Genomic DNA, 15,553 nt, shown 5'->3' with positions numbered 1-15,553 from the left:
CCTGTCGCTTGCGATAGTGATGGCAGGGGCGATTCCCGCTCTGTCGGATGATTCGTGGGGTTCTGTCGACTGCACGCAGAACCCGCACCCAGGATGTGACTTGAGCGCGGGGAGGGGTCCACAGAAGGAGAGCCCGGGCCACGCAGGAGGTGGGGCGTCACCTGGACGGGGAGGCGGCGATGGTGGCGGTGGTCGTAACCGGGAGGAGCCGGAGAGCTCCAATCCTGACTTCAACCGGTCTGACTGTTCTTATCGACGCAGTGACTACAAACCTCCCTCGGACGCCCAATCGGTCTCCCACCACGGACCCCTTGATAGCAATATCCCTACGGCTCAGCCAGCGCTGTTCCACGCCCAGCCCCAGCCCCGATAGTCGAGCCCATTGCCGAACCAAAGCCTGGCGAAGACGGGGCCTGGTACGTGTACAAGTGCGATGCGGGCGGTACACGGGATGCGCTCTACCGGCCTCCGGTGTGGATTCCCGACGGACCACAAGGTGATGGCGACCCCCGATTTCTCCGGCCGCGTTGGCAGAGCAGGCCCGCAGCCAACTCCGGCTGCCCTCACCGAAGATCAAGGCGAGCCCGGCGGACGAGCAGCTGGTGACCCTGCCGACGTGGCTGTGGCTGGAGCGCGGTGCATGGCGGAGGGCGTCGGCGACGGCGTCGGTGCCGGGGGTGTCGGTGACTGCGGTGGCGCGGCCGACATCGGTGGACTGGTCGATGGGCGATGGCGGTTCGAAAGTCTGCCATGGCCCTGGTACGCCCTACCGCCCGAGCCAGGCGTCCCGACGGAGTTCCAATCCGAGGAAGTCGTCGCCGGATTGCGGTTACACCTACCACTCGTCGTCGGCCGGGCAGCCAGGTGATGCCTATCCGGTGTCGGCGACAGTGCACTGGTCAGTGGCCTGGTCCGGAGCCGGCCAGTCGGGCACCTTCCCCGGTTTGACGACGACTTCGACCGCCTCGTTCCGCGTTGCGGAAAGCCAGGCAGTCAACACCGACAACGAATGAGCCCGCCCCCCTGTGACGGGGGAGGCGATAACACCCACATCCATTTGCGATCGCCGGGCTGCGTGGCCCGGTGCTGGATAGCCCATGCCAGGAGGCGGTTGTGATGAATACGCGCACGTATCTTCCTCCCCAAACTCCATTCCCAGACGGCGGCGACTCCGGACGGCGGCGCCCCGGAGCGGACGAGGAGCCGTCTCGGCTGGTCGGTGGTCGGTGGCGACGCCGGGTGTCGTATCTGCCGCTAGGAGCGCTCTTGGTGCTCGGCTGTTCGACGGGCGGCGTGGTGGTGGCCTTGAACCTGGGGCACCGGCAGGCGGTGCTGGCGTTGGCGCACCCGGTCACGGTGGGGCAGACGCTGATGGAGCGGGACCTGCGGGAAGTGAGCTTGGCCCGCGGCAGTGGGCTGGCAGCGCTCTCCGCCGGGTCGACCGACCGGATCGTCGGGCGTCCGGCGGCCTACACCATGCCCAAGGGGACGTTGCTGACGGAGTCGGTGCTGGGCGAGCCGCAGACCCCACCGCGGGGGAAGGCTGTGGTTGCCGTGGGGTTGAAGGAGGGGCGATTTCCTGCGGGGTTGGAGCGCGGGAGTCGGGTTGCCGTGGTGAAGGTGCCCGAGCCCGAGGGAAGCACTGCGGAGCCTCAGCTTCCGGACCCCTCGTCCCCCGTGTGGTACGCCACGGTGGTCGCGGTATGGGGCAAGGAGCGTGGGGAGACGGCGGTGGTGTCCTTGCAACTGGGCGAGGACGAGGCGCGCGAGGTGGCGGCTTTCCCCACGGACAGCATCAGCGTGCTGCTGGTGCGCAAGGAAGTGCTGTGACCCTGGTGGCCCTGTGCAGTCTGAAGGGTTCACCGGGCGTGACGACCACGTGCGTGGCGCTGGGGGCCCGATGGCCGGCCGGGGAGCGGCCAGTGGTGGTGGAGTGCGATCCGGCAGGAGGCGATCTGCTGGCCCGATTCCGGCTTGAGCTGTCGCCGGGACTGGTGAGTCTGGCCGTCGCGGCCCGCCGCTCTGCGCACCCGGGCCTGGTGTGGCAGCACACCCAGTGGCTCCCCGGTGGGCTCTCGGTGGTGGCCGGGCCCGCGGGCGCCGCACAGGCGCGAGCGGCGCTGGGTGAGATCAGCGATGCCCGGGCGTCGGTACTGCGGCAGTCGGCCGACAGGTCGGACACCGTGGTGATCGCCGACTGCGGACGACTTGATCCCGGCTCTCCGGCCATGGCCGTGGTGCGAGCTGCCGATGTGATGCTGCTTCTGGCTCGTGCGCAGGACGATGCTCTGTCTCATGTCGCGGTGAGACTCGAGGAGGCCGCGCACTGGTCGCGGCGCCCGTGTCTGGTGCTCGTCGGCGACGGCTGCTCGACGGGGGAGGTCTCCAGGGCGCTGGGGATCGAGGTCCTGGCGCGTATTCCGGAGGATCCGAAAGGCGCTGCGGCCTGCGGGGGGCTTCCCGGTCGGCGGACGACGCCGACCCGTTCTGCTCTGGGGCAGGCGATCGTCGACATCGCCGCATTGGTGTCGGCCCACGCCCGTTCCGAACCCACCGCCTGGGGCGGACGCCGTCTTCCCCGGTTCGCTGCGGTGGCACGGTTCAGCCCGCCCACGCGGCGGGTGAGGGCACCAGTGCCCTCACCGAAGGAGGTGCGCCCCGATGATGCGGCCGGGCGATGAGCAGCCTGCCTGGCCTCCGCCGGCAGGGTCAGACCAGCAGGACCGGGGGAGGGAATGGCACCGGGAGCCAGGAGTGAGACTTCCTGGGCCAGCCGATCTGGTAGGTGCCGGAGTGCCTGTGGATTCTCCTGTGGAAAAACTGCGGCGCAAGCTGCGACGGGAGCTTTCCGCGCGTCTGTCCGAGCGCATCCGAGCTGACGAGGAAGCGGGCCGTCGGGAGGTTCCGGCGAGCGAGCGTCGCAGGCAGGCGGATGCGATCCTGGCCGCGGCCGCCGAGGAGCACACGCGCATCCAACTGAGCCGCGGTGGCAGCGTCGTACCGCCGGAGACCGAACAGCAGATCCTGACGCAAGTACTGGATGAGGTCTTCGGCCTGGCCGGGCTGGAGCCGCTGCTGCGCAACCCGGAGATCGAGAACATCAACGTCACCGGGGACCGGGTCTTCGTCCGCTACGCTGACGGCCGGCGCGAGCAGCTGCCTGCCGTGACGGGGTCGGACACCGAGCTGATTGAACTCATTCGCGATCTGGCCGCACGCTCCGGAGTGGAGGAACGGCGCTTCGACCGGGGGACGCCGGGGGTCAGTTTCCATTTGCCCGGCGGGGAGCGAGCCTTTGCCGTGATGGCGGTCACCGCTCGCCCGTCCCTGTCGATCCGACGACATCGCTTTGAGAAGGTCACGCTCGCCGAGCTGCGTGAGCTGGGGACGGTCGACCAGGCCTTGGCGTCGTTCCTCCGTGCCATGGTCCACGCGCGGAAGAACGTGCTGATCACCGGCGGCACGGTGATGGGCAAGACCACCATGCTGCGCGCCCTGGCCAGCGAGATCCCCCCGTGGGAAAGGCTGATCACGATCGAAGACACCTTTGAACTCGGCCTGGACGCCGACAGCCAGCGGCATCCCGATGTGGTGGCGATGCAGGCACGCGAGGCCAATGTCGAGGGCCAAGGAGCCGTCACCCAGGCCGAACTGGTGCGATGGGCACTGCGGATGTCCCCGGACCGCGTCATCGTCGGAGAGGTCCGCGGACCTGAGGTCATCCCGATGTGCAACGCCATGAGCCAGGGAAACGACGGCTCCATGGGCACTCTCCACGCTTCCACCAGCCGCGGGGCCTTCACCAAACTGGCCGCCTACGCCGTCCAGGGCCCGGAGAAGCTCCCACTGGAAGCCACGAACCTCCTCCTCGCCTCCGCCCTGCACTTCGTGGTCCACCTGGATACAGGGCGAGGCGGAGGCCGGGTGGTGGCCTCGGTGAGGGAAGTGGTCGACGCCGACGACAAGCAGGTGGTATCCAACGAAGTCTTCCGCCCCGGCCCGGACGGCCGAGCGGTGCCCGGGGCCCCGCTGCGTGCCGAGACGGAAGAAGACCTTGCCGCCGCCGGATTCGACGCAGGGCTGCTCAAGCGCCCGGAATGGGTGTGGCGGTCATGAACGGCTACGCAGCCCTGCTCGGCCTGTGCGGACTTGGGGCGGCCACCGGCCTGATCGTGCTGGTCAGTGCCTGGCGCGGCAGTCTCCCGACCGATGCCCGAACGTGGCGCCGACGCCCGCGCCGCTCGGTGCGTCAGCCAGCGCGGACGCGGTGGTGGATGGCCGCGGCCGGTGCGGCCGGGGTGCTGGTGGGAGGCGTCACCGGCTGGGTAATCGGGGCGCTGCTGGCAGCGATGGCCACCTGGAGCGTGCCGCGCATCCTGGAGGCGACCAGGGCCGATCAGCAGCAGACCGCCCGGATCGAGGGCATAGCCGGGTGGACCGAGATGCTCCGCGATACCCTCGCCGCCGCGGCCGGTCTGGAGCAGACCATCATGGCCACCGCACACACCACGCCCAGGGCTATCCGCCCCCACGTGCTGGGCCTGTCGGCCCGGCTGGCTGGCGGAGAACGCCTGACTGCGGGACTGCGGCGGTTGCAGGCCGACCTGGACGACCCGACCGCCGATCTGGTGATCGCCGCCCTCATGTTGGCCTCAGAGCACCAAGCGCGTCAGCTCACGCCCCTGCTGGGCGAGCTGGCCGCCACCGCCCGCACCCAGGTCCAGATGCGCCAGCGGGTCGACGCCAGCCGCACCCGGATGCGCACCACCGTCCGCGTGGTAGTGGCCACCACGTTGGTCTTCGCCGGGGGGCTGACCCTGCTCAACCCGGAATTCCTGAGCCCGTACGACTCCGCCACCGGACAGCTGATCCTGCTGCTAATCGGGGCGATCTTCACAGTCGGGTTCGCCTGGCTGCGCCGGATGGCCCGGATCGAAGAGCCTGAACGATTCCTCACGCCAGAACCACAGGGCGACGCCGCCGAGTACCAGGGGGTGAGCCGGTGATTGTGCTCATCGCGCTGTCCGCCGGTGTGGGTGTGGGGTTGTGGGCGCTTGGGGTGTGGCTCATTCCGCCCCGCCCGCCCCTGGACGCGCTCATCACCCACCTGCGCGCCGAACCCGCCTCGCCGCCGATCGTCGCCCGTACGGGTACCGGAGGGTGGGCACAGCACCTGGGGCGGCCCTTCGTCGGGGGAATGCGGCATCTGGGATTGCCCCATAGCTCGCTCAACAAGGATCTGGCGATCACCGAGCGCTCGGTCGAGATCCACCTGGCCGAAAAGGCCGCGCTGGCCCTGACCGGCCTGCTGCTCCCCGCGGCGGTCGAGCTCCTCCTGACCCTCGGCGGTCGTTCCCTCCCGTGGACCATGCCCCTGGCCGGAGCGCTGGCGTTGGCGGTGGGTGGCTTTCTCCTACCGGACATCATGGTGCGCTCCGAAGCAGTCAAGCGCAGGGCGGCCTTCCGTCACGCGCTTGGCGCCTTCCTGGACCTCGTCCACCTCCTGCTCGCCGGAGGCGCCGGAGTCGAGGGGGCGCTCGCGGACGCGGCCAAGGTCGGGCACGGCTGGGCCTTCCAACAACTGGGCCGTGCACTGGATATCGCCCGGCTCACCCGCACCTCCCCCTGGCAGCCCCTGGGACAGCTCGGCGATGAGCTGGAGATCAATGAGTTGTCCGAGCTCGCCGCCGCACTCTCCCTGGCCGGCACCGAAGGCGCCAAAGTCCGCGCCTCCCTGGCGGCCAAGGCCACTGCGCTGCGCCACCAAGGAGGCAGCGAGGCCGAGGCTGAGGCCAACGCGGCGACCGAACGGATGACCTTGCCAGCGGCGCTCATGGCGGTCGGCTTCATCGTCTTCGTGTTCTACCCCGCCCTGACCCACGTCACCACCTCGCTGTAAACCCCACGCTGAGAAGGAGGCACTGTGCCCGCACTGCCGAACTCGATCACGACGCGCGCCGCCGCCCTGCTACGCAGGCTGGCCAACGATGACCGTGGATACACCTCTGAGGCCGTGATCTGGATCGCGATCCTCTCCACGCTCGCCGTGTCCGTCGGCGCGCTGATCGGCCCGGACATCATCGACGCGGCCCGCAACATACACATAGGGCGGAAGTAGGCCACCCGCATGGCAACCATCGCCGACCTCCACCGGCCCCATTCCGATGACCTCGCACCAAGCCGCCGCCTCCCAGGCAGACGGCGGCTGTTGGAGCGGGATCGGGGTGACCGCGGGGCGGTCACCACCGAGATCGTGCTCGTCTTGCCGCTGCTGTTCACCCTGGTCCTGCTGATCGCGCAGATCACCGTGTGGGCACACGCCACCCACATGGCGCAGGCCACCGCCTCACACGCCCTGTCCGCCACTCGGGTGGAAGACGGCACCGCCCAGTCCGGCAGATCCGACGCCCAGCAGGTCCTGGACCAACTCGGCCACGGGCCATTGCGCGGCGCGCACATCAGCGTGACCCGTGACGTGGAGAGCGCCTCGGTGCGCGTGGAGGGAACCGCCACCAGTGTCGTGCCGTTCCTGCATCTGCCGGTCCACGCAGAAGCGGCCGGCCCGGTGGAGAAGTTCCACCTTGCCGACCAGGCCGCGCCATGAGCCACCCCACTGCACGTGCCTCCTCGTCAAACCACGGAGCGGGCTGATGCGTGCTCTCCGTGGTGACCAGGGATCAGCGACAGCCGAGCTCGTCCTGCTCATCCCGGTCCTGCTCCTGGCGCTGTGGTTCCTCGTCTACTGCTCGCGACTGCCCGACGCACGATTGCGCCTTGAGGACGCCGCGCATCAAGCCACCCGCGCCGCAAGCCAGGCGCGCAGTCCGTCCACCGCCGCCCGGCAGGCCCGCTCCACAGCCACCGCAGCACTGGACCGGGCGGGGATCGCCTGCCAGTCCCTCACCGTGGACGCCCGCGGCAGCCTGCAACCCGGCTCGACGGTGACCGTCACCGTCTCCTGCACGGTCGGCCTGCACGATCTCGCGCTGCTCCAACTCCCCGGCACCACGGTGCTCCAAGCCCGTTTCGCCGCGCCGGTTGATGTCTACCGCGGCAGAGCTCCCGGCGCCGCCACGGCGACCTCCGTCGACTCTCCGCAGGAGGGCCCGTGAGTGAAGAGGGCGGTTCCATCTCTCTTGGACGTGGCCTGACCGATGACCATGGGCAGATCACTGTGTTCGTCGTCGTCATCACGGCGCTGGTCGTGCTGTTCGCCGGCCTGGCCGTCGACGGCGGCCTGGCCCTCGCCACGAAGATCCGCACCCTCGGCGAGGCACAGGAAGCCGCCCGCGCCGGCGCCCAGGCAATCGATCTGGATGCCTACCGGGCTGACGGCACGGTACGCCTCCAACGTGATCAGGCCCGTGCTTTGGCCTACCGCTACCTCGCCACCACCGGCGACACGGGCACAGTGACGGCCACGGAGCGGACAGTGACAGTCGCCGTCACCGTGCAACAGCCCACGCAACTGCTCCAAGCCGCGGGCCTCGATACGCTGACCGTGACCGGGTCCGGCACCGCCCGCCCCCGCCACGGTGTCAGCGCACCCGAACGGTAAGAGGCGCGGATATGGCCCAACGGGTTCACCACCGGCAACTGCGCCAGTTCTATCGAGCGGCCCGTGCACTGCTGGCCGCCCTCTTTCTCCTGACCTTGGCGGTCGGCATCCCTTGGGGACTGGTGCGCTTCGTCGGCTGGCCGCTGCCAGGCCACCTGACGACCTGGACCGAGATCCAGGATCTCCTACTCGCCCCGTTGAGCACCTCCTTCCTGCTCAACACCCTGGCCTGCCTGCTGTGGCCCACATGGGCGGTCTTCGTCCTCGACGTCGTCCGCACCACCCTCGACATGGTGCGCACAACCGCGTGGCCCGAGATCCGTCCGGCAGGTCTGGTGCATGCCCTGGCCACCGCGCTCGTAGGAACCGTCGTCCTGGCCCTCGCCACGAGCCGATCCGCCCCTCAGAGCGTTCCTACCCAGTCCACCACCGTGGTCGACCGCACCGCGACCCCCACCAGCTCACCAGTCCTCGCACAACCGGTGTCGAGTCAGGCAGAGAAGACATCGCAGGCAGCGCCGGGGAGGGTCGTGGTACGCCCGCCGCGCGATGGCGTCTACGACAGCCTGTGGCGCATCGCGGAACGGGAACTGGGCGATGGGCACCTGTGGCCCAAGATCTATGCCCGCAACGAAGGCCGCCCCCAGCCAGACGGCCGAGCCCTGACCACCCCAGGGCTCATCCGACCCGGCTGGATCCTCCATCTCCCCAACACACCCCGCCCCCCTCTCCCCGATCACGACCACCACTCCACCCCCGGCGCCCCAAAACCTCCCCCATCCTCCCCTCCCCACCCCACCCCCAGCCGCCAAGCACCCAGCCTGCCCCGTCCCATCCGCAGCTTCCCGCACACGCCCCCGACAACCCCACGCACCATAACGATCCTGGTCTGGGCGTCTCCCTGCCCAGCGGAGCGTTCGTCGGCCTCGGGCTGGCCACCTCGATCACTGCTGCCTGGCTGTTAGTACGGCGGCGGCGCCGCGTGCGCTACCGCCCCGGTAGCGGCCGACGCGAGGACCTCACCATCGCCCCCGTAGTCCGCGCCCTCCGCATCGCCAACGACCAGACCCACTTTCCCAACGCCCCCAACCCGTCCGACCCGCGTTCTAACCCGGCTCGCGTCACAGCACCAATACAACGGCCGGCCCGGGCCGCGCTGCCGAAAGAGGGGCGGATCATCGGCACCAAGGATGGCCAGGCCCTCGCCCTGGATCTGGCGCGCACCCGCGGCCTGGGGCTGGTTGGCCCCGGAGCGCTCGACGCCGTCCGGGCCCTGGTCGTCACCCTCCTCGCCGAGCAACACGGCCCTCAACCAGCTCCGGACATCCTCATCCCCGTCCACGATCTCCACCTGTTGGTCGGCGAAGACCACACCCCAGCGCCGCAACTCGGGCGACTGCATATCGTCGACCACCTAGACATGGCCCTGGACAGGATGGAATCCGAACTCCTCACCCGTGCCCACACAGACGCCGACACTGCGACACCGCGCACGGAAGAACTCGTGCTGGTCGCCACGCCCGCCCCACATCTGCACAGACGTCTGCAGGCTGTCTTGGACAACGGCTCAACCCTTGGCCTAGCCGGGGTGCTCATCGGCCAGTGGCGCCCCGGAGCAACTGTCCGCATACGCACAGACGGCACCGTTGCGGCCACCAGCACCTCTCTGACCAACTCCCTCGAAGGCACTTGGCTGTTCACCGTCCCACCTCCGGACAGCCAAGCCCTGCTGAACCTGCTCGGCGAAGCCGACCCGCCACGCCACGAACTCCCTGCCGTAGCCGAACCGCCCACCCGCGACTCATGCCGAGAGGGAGCAAGTAGCACCTCGCGGGCGAAACACACCCCCTCAAGCCCGGAGCCCACGGACCGCACCACGGCGCTGTCGCCAAGCAACTCGCCCAGCACCGACAGCGCCGAGCTCCTCGATACCGAGCCACCGCCAACGTCAGCTCCTGAGCCCAACAGTCAGGCACCCTCGCCCCCCAACACGCATACCCGACAGCCACCGGCCGCCCCGCACGCAGAACCAGAGGGCACTACAAGCACTGGAGATCCTGACCGCGGCGAGCGGCTACCACAGGACTCGCGAAACATTGCTGAGGCGACACCACAGCGCCCTCACCAGGCTCGCAGCAGCACACCAGCTGACACCCCACTGAGGCTCAACCTCCTCGGCAATCTCCAAGTGGTCCATCATCACGACGACAACCACCAAGACATCACCAGCGCCCTCGCACCCCGCCAGCGCGAAGTCCTGGCCTTCCTCGCTCTGCACCCCAACGGAGCGCGCCGCGAGACACTCACCGCAGCCCTGTGGCCGGAGGCACCCGCAGACCGTCCATACAACGCCCTCCACGCCACACTGAGCCAACTACGCCGGGCGCTGCGCACCGCGACCCACAAAGAGGCACTGGCCGAGGCGATCGCCCGCCAGGACGGCCCCTACACCCTCGATCCTGAGCGCGTCAGCGTCGACCTCTGGGAGGCGTACGAATCCCTCGATGCCGCTCGTCCTGGTCACAGCTACGAGCACCGCCTCGCCGCCGCGCAGCGCCTAGGCGAGCTCTACCGAGGCGACCTGGCCGAAGACGTCACCGCTGAATGGATCGAGGCGCCTCGTGAAGCCCTGCGCCGCGACGTGCTCGACGCCTTCAGCGCCCTCGCCCACACACTCGACGACACCGACCCGCAGCAGGCCCTCATCCTGCTCGAGCGTGCTCGCACGCTCGACCGCTACAACGAGGCCCTCTACACAGGCATCGCCCGCCTCCAGGCCCGCCTCGGCCAGCGTGACGCTGTCGCACGGACGCTTGCTCTGCTCACCAAGACCCTCGGTGAACTGGACGAAGATCCCAGTCAAGAGACAGTGTCCCTGTGCGAGTTCCTCCGGCGTTCTGATTCTGCCGATAGCTCTCGGGCAGGGCTGGCTGAGGTCCACCGTTTCGAAGACCAGCAGCCAGAAGCGCGCAAGGTCGTAGATTCATCGAGGCGACCGTTGGACCCACAGCCCAGGGCAGGCTCGCATCACAGATCAGGTGGAGTCAGCAGCCGGTAACTCTGCGGCACTGGCCTTGGAGCACGACCGGTTTGGGCGGCGTCCCTGGCCATGCACATCGACATGGACTGGACGCAGATGAGGCCTGGGAACGGTGCGGGCCAGCCGCTGAAATCCACCGAGCCGGGCCGGAACTGGCTCCCGCCACAAGACGCATGTGGCGGAGGTCGGCCAGGCAGAGCAACTGCCCCTACCGCACCCCATCCGCGCTCCGACTACCCCACAACGAGCTGAAAGCCCGCATCGGCCCGCCACCTGGCGCCCAGGTCGAGCGGCCCGACGCCTGGGCTGCGGGGACCCGCGCGGCACCCTGACGCGAGCACCACACCGCAAGGGTCAGTGGAGCACGTGAGGCTGAATGTGTCCGCGTATTCCTGCGCGGATCGGTGGTCGATGGAATTATCCGGCCTATGGGGGACGACGGTCTCACGGTGAACATCGTGTCCGGCGAGGTGCACGGATCCGTGGTGCAGGCGGGGTCGATCACCGGCGGCATCCACTTCCACGGCGCGCGCACCCGGCCGGTGACGGTCGTGAACAGGCTGGCGCAGCGACCGCCCTGGCTTGCTGCCTTCGGGGACACCGCGGGCGTGCTGATCGACGCCGAGCACGTTCTGACGTGCGGGGGTGGTGCCCGAAGGTGAGGTGCTGATCACCTTCCCGTACGCCGATCAGCCTGATGTGGTGGCCAGACCCGCGCACCGGCTGCCGGAAGCGACGGTGTTGCGGCTGGCGGAGCCGGTTGAGTGTGTACCGGCGCCGCTGGCCGCGCCTGATGCGGTGCTCGACCACACGCTGCGGGTGGAGGCGACGGTGCCGGGGACACCGGTGTTCGACCTCGATGCAGACGCGGTGGTGGGTGTGGTGGCCCCTGGGGCGGGCCTGCCGATGCTGCCCATCGCCGCGCTGCTCGAGCACTGGCCCTGGCTGCGTGAGCGGATGGGATGGCGGCTGGACCTGGACCCGAGCCTGAGGACGCACTGGCTGCCGCGGGCACGCGGGTCGGAGGTCGAATCCGACTCGGGCGCCTGGTACTTCACCGGCCGCGTCGCCGCCCGGCGGGCGGTGTGCGACTGGCTCACCGGGGCGGAGCCGTTGCTGCTGGTGACCGGTGGCCCGGGCACGGGCAAGTCCGCGGTTTTGGCTCACCTGCTGGTCGCGGCCGATCCGGTGTGGGAGGCCCGGATGCGGCCGTCTCAGGCAGGGCCCCGTCCTCCCGTGGGAGCGTTCGACGCCGCGCTGCATGTCAAGGGCAGAACACGCAGTGAGGTGGTCGAAAGGCTCGCGATGCTGGCTGGTGTGACCGCGGCCGACCAGGAGGAGCTCGTGGTCGCGCTGCGGGAGCGCCGACAGGCCACTGGGCGTGCGTTCGTGGTGCTGGCCGACGCCGTCGAGGAGGCCGCCGGACTGGAGGAAGCCCACCGGATCGCGCGCCTGTTGTGGGAGCTCGCGTGCACCGGCAGCACACGCGTGGTGGCCGGTGTGCGGAGCGCGCCGCCGGGCACGGCCCGTGCTCGCGTGCTCGCCGCTTTCGGACGCTCGGTGCGGACCGTCGACCTCGACGCCGAGCCCTACCGGCATCCCGATGATGTCACCGCATATGTTCTGCGCCGCCTCGAAGGCGAGGACGCCGACGGCCGCTACCGCGGCCTGCCCCGGGAGCGGCTCCGTGCGCTCGCCGCCGCGATCGCCACCAAGGCGCGCGGAAACTTCCTGATCGCCCAGGTCACCAGCCGCTGGCTGCTGCTGCCCACTACCCCGCCGGTCACCGACCCCGCGCTGGACGGGGTGCTGCCGGAGACCATCGGCGAGGCGATGGAGAAGTACCTCGACGCGTTCGGCCAGGAGAAGCCGTTCGTCCAACGGCTCCTGACCGCGCTCGCGTACGCGCGCGGCGACGGCCTGCCGCGCGACGACACCTGGCTCGCGGTCGCGGACGCGCTGCACCCCGGGCACGCCCCGACTACTGCCGAGCTCACCCGGGTGTTCCACAGCGCCGCCAACTACCTGGTCGAACGCGCCACCGGCCCCGACGGCGAACCCGCCTACCGGCTCTACCACGAGGCACTGGACGAGCACCTGCGCTCCCGGTGCGACGAGCGCCACCCGGACCGCGCCATCGCCGACGCCCTCTACGACCGGGTCCCTGTCGCCGGGGGCTGGCGCCGATGGGAACAGGCGGCTCCCTACACTCGCGCCCACCTCGCCGAGCACGCCGCTGTCGCGGGAGAGCTGGACCGGCTGCTCACCGATGCCGGCTTCCTCCTCCACGCCGATCCCAGCCCGCTGCTCGCCTTGCTCTCAGCGGCACGCACCGAACCGGGCCGGCTGGCGGCGGTCTGCTACCGCGCGTCCAGCAGTCGGCACCGCCACGCCGATCATCAGACCCGCTGCCGCATCCTCGCGCTCGACGCGGCCCGCTTCGGCGCCCACGACCTGCACGATTGGTTCAACGCCCTCACGACCGGATGGCCGGTACGGTTCGCCACGGGGACGCAGATCCACCCCGCGAACATCGCTACCCTCGATGGCCACAAGGGCGCCCTCAACGAGGTCGTGGCGGGCACTGTGGACGGCCGCGCCATTGCGGTGAGCGGGAGCTACCACGGCACGATCCGGGTGTGGGACCTGGCCGAACAGCGCCCGATCGGCCCGACGATCCGGGCCGTCCCGCGCGGGAAGTACCGCAGGGGAGTCACCGCGCTCGCACTCGGCACGCTGGACGGGCGCCCCATTGTGCTCACCGGTGGCGACGACTGCCTGCTGCGTATGTGGGACCTGTGGGAGCAGCGGCAGATCGACGAGCCGCTCACCGGACACATAACCAAGGTCCGCTCGGTGGCCGTGACCGACCTCGACGGCAGGCCGATCGCCGTGTCCGTGGGTGATGACACCGTGCGGATCTGGGATCTGCGGACCCAGCGCCAGGACGGTGAGTCCCTGCCCGCTCAGACGGCCTCCGCGGTCACGGTGACCAAGCTCGACGGCCGCGGGGCGATTGTGGTCGGCACGATGCTGGAGAAGACCGTCGATGTCTGGGACCTGCGGGAACGTCGGCGTATCCGGACGATCTCCACACCGGAGTCGGTCAACTCGCTGGCAGTGACGATGCTGGACGGCGCGCCGACAGCTCTAACCGGGACTGGAGGCGATGACGGCACGGTACGAGGCTGGAACCTGGACACGGGCGCCGAATTCGGTCCCCCACTTGTCGGACACAGCTGGTGCATCTCTGGCATCTCCGTCATCGAACGCGACGGCCGCCCGATCATGGTGACCAGCGCGGGCAACGACCACGATGGCCCCAGCCGTACCGACAACACCATCCGCGTATGGGATCTGCGGCACTGGCGTCCGACCGGCGACACCCTGACCGGGCACACCAGCGAGACGATGGGCATCGCGACCGCCACGGTCGAAGGCAATCCGGTCGCGGTGAGCGTCGGCGGCTGGGACGGCACGGTGCGGCTGTGGGACCTCGCCGAATCCACGCATCGCCGCATCGGCGACCCGCTCACCGGGCACAGCAGGTCCGTGACCGAGGTCGCCGTCCTGGAACGGGCCGGGCAGCGAATCGCGGTCACCGGCGCCCTGGACGACACCGTCTACGCATGGGACCTGCGCACCGAACGGCCGATTCCCCAGTCCTTCCCGTTCGGAACGTACATATCCGCACTCGCGCTCGCCGAGGTGCGGGGGCAGCCGCTCACGGTGGTCTGCGGAATCGGTGCGTTGACAGCCTGGTCCCCCGGCAGCGGACATAGCACAGCACTGGCGCTCCCGTTCGAGTACGCGTACGGGTACGGGACGGCCGCTGCCGTCGCCCACCGCGGCGACCGGCCGATGGTGGTGGTCGCGACCCGCGATCACCAGCTCTGCTTTTGGGACCTGGCCACGGGGAAGTCGGCGGGCGCACCGATGCGGCTGGAGGCATCGATGAAGCAGCTTGCCCTGTTCAGGCTGCAAGGACGCCTTCACGCGGCAGTGACCAGCCAGGAGCCATTCGATGAGACGGCCACGGTATGGATCGTCGACCTGGCCGGACGCCGGGTAGTCGCCAAGCGCGAATCCGCGACCACGGCCGTAGTCGCGGCCTGCGATGTCGAGGACCGTCCCGTTGTGATCACAACAGGTCAGACGACGCTGCACGTCTGGGATCCGGTGGACCGAGCTGTCGTGAGCACCCTGGCCACAGGCGCTCTCACCACCAACAGTGTCGTCACCGGGATGTACGACGGCCGACGGATGCTCATCGCCGCCGGCGACGACCAACGGCTGCGCACCTGGGAACTCACGACCGGCCGGTTGGTCGACGAACTGCATCTGCCCGGCACGTGCCGGAACATCGCCCTCGGCGAGCAGGGCACGCTGGTGGCGGCAGTAGAGGACGACGTCATGGCGTTCGACACCGGAATCTGCGCCACCCCCGTCGAATTCGACTGAGAGAGCAGCGAGGCCAGCGTCGAAGACGTTCACGGGGCCAGGCTGAGGTAGACAGCTCCTTGATTATTGGCCCTTGAGCCCTGCTTGCCGGGCACGGTTCACAAGGTCCGCGTGCTGTTTGGGCCACTCTGCCAGTGGTGTGAGAGCTGTCAGGAGCTCGTCGGCAGCTGACGTCAGTTGGTAGCGGGCACGGTAGGGGAATGTGGGCTCGCGGTGGCGCTCGATGAGTTCCTCTCGCTCCAGGCGCCTTAGGGTCCGGTTCAATACGCTTTCTTGAAGGTAGAGGTGCCGAGTTTCCGACCAGCCATCTTCATGGGTCTTTTCTCGGATTGTGCCCAGTAATCCGGTGTACTGTTTGGGGCCTTCTGCCAGTGCGACCAGGACGTCGGGTATCCATTCTCCGTTGATCATGTGGAGAGCGTGACGCAGGTTCAAGATGAAGACGTGGTCTCTGGGTGCCTCGTCGGCGCCTGAGGTGTCCTCTGCGCTATGCG

General features: G+C 69.3%; 15 protein-coding genes. 14 read left to right on the top strand and 1 reads right to left on the bottom strand.

What is annotated here, in order from left to right:
* The first annotated feature begins 527 nt into the window (after positions 1-527).
* The 14 genes from BLV72_RS04515 to BLV72_RS04445 all read left to right on the top strand — a co-directional run bounded on the left by BLV72_RS04515 (position 528) and on the right by BLV72_RS04445 (position 15,059).
* The gene (locus tag BLV72_RS04515) at positions 528-1,013 is read left to right on the top strand and encodes a hypothetical protein (protein WP_244320652.1); all 486 of its coding nucleotides are present in this window, start codon (positions 528-530) and stop codon (positions 1,011-1,013) included.
* 253 nt (positions 1,014-1,266) lie between these two features.
* Positions 1,267-1,830 (top strand): flagellar biosynthesis protein FlgA, encoded by a 564-nt coding sequence (locus BLV72_RS04510; protein WP_143059755.1) that lies wholly within the window; start codon positions 1,267-1,269, stop codon positions 1,828-1,830.
* Positions 1,827-2,681, top strand: a complete 855-nt coding sequence (locus BLV72_RS04505) for a CpaE/TadZ family protein (RefSeq protein WP_093460447.1) — start codon at positions 1,827-1,829, stop codon at positions 2,679-2,681. Before BLV72_RS04510 ends, BLV72_RS04505 begins: the two co-directional genes overlap by 4 nt.
* Before the next feature lie 130 nt (positions 2,682-2,811).
* Entirely contained in the window at positions 2,812-4,116 is a 1,305-nt protein-coding gene (locus tag BLV72_RS04500) for a TadA family conjugal transfer-associated ATPase (protein ID WP_244320651.1), read from the top strand.
* Positions 4,113-5,006, top strand: a complete 894-nt coding sequence (locus BLV72_RS04495) for a type II secretion system F family protein (protein WP_208905536.1) — start codon at positions 4,113-4,115, stop codon at positions 5,004-5,006. The genes BLV72_RS04500 and BLV72_RS04495 overlap by 4 nt, the downstream gene beginning before the upstream one ends.
* Positions 5,003-5,899 (top strand): type II secretion system F family protein, encoded by an 897-nt coding sequence (locus BLV72_RS04490; protein WP_093460443.1) that lies wholly within the window; start codon positions 5,003-5,005, stop codon positions 5,897-5,899. Before BLV72_RS04495 ends, BLV72_RS04490 begins: the two co-directional genes overlap by 4 nt.
* 24 nt (positions 5,900-5,923) lie before the next feature.
* Complete coding sequence (locus BLV72_RS04485) at positions 5,924-6,118, top strand: hypothetical protein (protein WP_093460441.1); 195 nt, start codon at positions 5,924-5,926, stop codon at positions 6,116-6,118.
* 9 nt (positions 6,119-6,127) lie between these two features.
* The gene (locus tag BLV72_RS04480; protein ID WP_093460439.1) at positions 6,128-6,604 is read left to right on the top strand and encodes a TadE/TadG family type IV pilus assembly protein; all 477 of its coding nucleotides are present in this window, start codon (positions 6,128-6,130) and stop codon (positions 6,602-6,604) included.
* A 46-nt stretch (positions 6,605-6,650) separates the two neighbouring features.
* Positions 6,651-7,112: a TadE/TadG family type IV pilus assembly protein gene (locus BLV72_RS04475; RefSeq protein ID WP_093460438.1), complete on the top strand. Its 462-nt coding sequence runs from the start codon at positions 6,651-6,653 to the stop codon at positions 7,110-7,112.
* On the top strand, positions 7,109-7,558 hold the full coding sequence (locus BLV72_RS04470; RefSeq protein ID WP_244320650.1) for a TadE/TadG family type IV pilus assembly protein: 450 nt from the start codon (positions 7,109-7,111) through the stop codon (positions 7,556-7,558). Before BLV72_RS04475 ends, BLV72_RS04470 begins: the two co-directional genes overlap by 4 nt.
* Positions 7,559-7,569: 11 nt before the next feature.
* On the top strand, positions 7,570-8,523 hold the full coding sequence (locus tag BLV72_RS47215; protein WP_143059754.1) for a LysM peptidoglycan-binding domain-containing protein: 954 nt from the start codon (positions 7,570-7,572) through the stop codon (positions 8,521-8,523).
* Positions 8,524-8,540: 17 nt separating this feature from the next.
* Positions 8,541-10,616 carry an AfsR/SARP family transcriptional regulator gene (locus BLV72_RS04455; RefSeq protein WP_143059753.1) on the top strand — a complete coding sequence of 692 codons (2,076 nt, stop codon included), beginning with the start codon at positions 8,541-8,543 and terminating at the stop codon, positions 10,614-10,616.
* Positions 10,617-11,026: 410 nt separating this feature from the next.
* Complete coding sequence (locus tag BLV72_RS04450; protein ID WP_093460432.1) at positions 11,027-11,260, top strand: hypothetical protein; 234 nt, start codon at positions 11,027-11,029, stop codon at positions 11,258-11,260.
* A complete protein-coding gene (locus BLV72_RS04445) occupies positions 11,244-15,059 on the top strand; it encodes an nSTAND1 domain-containing NTPase (protein ID WP_093460430.1) in 3,816 nt (1,271 codons plus the stop codon). Before BLV72_RS04450 ends, BLV72_RS04445 begins: the two co-directional genes overlap by 17 nt.
* Before the next feature lie 63 nt (positions 15,060-15,122).
* On the opposite strand, the gene BLV72_RS47795 is transcribed toward BLV72_RS04445, so the two are convergent.
* A complete protein-coding gene (locus BLV72_RS47795; RefSeq protein WP_167746313.1) occupies positions 15,123-15,470 on the bottom strand; it encodes a winged helix-turn-helix transcriptional regulator in 348 nt (115 codons plus the stop codon).
* Positions 15,471-15,553: the final 83 nt, after the last annotated feature.

Origin of the sequence: Streptomyces melanosporofaciens (assembly GCF_900105695.1) — a bacterium.
Taxonomy (GTDB): Bacteria; Actinomycetota; Actinomycetes; order Streptomycetales; family Streptomycetaceae; genus Streptomyces; species Streptomyces antimycoticus.
This window is presented reverse-complemented; position numbering and strand designations above follow the sequence as displayed.

What these genes read in the sequence shown, in the direction of transcription:
- BLV72_RS47795 (WP_167746313.1), bottom strand. Translation starts at nt 15,470, where the DNA reads ATGATCAACGGAGAATGGATACCCGACGTCCTGGTCGCACTGGCAGAA.
- BLV72_RS47215 (WP_143059754.1), top strand. Translation starts at nt 7,570, where the DNA reads ATGGCCCAACGGGTTCACCACCGGCAACTGCGCCAGTTCTATCGAGCG.
- BLV72_RS04475 (WP_093460438.1), top strand. Translation starts at nt 6,651, where the DNA reads ATGCGTGCTCTCCGTGGTGACCAGGGATCAGCGACAGCCGAGCTCGTC.
- BLV72_RS04495 (WP_208905536.1), top strand. Translation starts at nt 4,113, where the DNA reads ATGAACGGCTACGCAGCCCTGCTCGGCCTGTGCGGACTTGGGGCGGCC.
- BLV72_RS04450 (WP_093460432.1), top strand. Translation starts at nt 11,027, where the DNA reads ATGGGGGACGACGGTCTCACGGTGAACATCGTGTCCGGCGAGGTGCAC.
- BLV72_RS04480 (WP_093460439.1), top strand. Translation starts at nt 6,128, where the DNA reads ATGGCAACCATCGCCGACCTCCACCGGCCCCATTCCGATGACCTCGCA.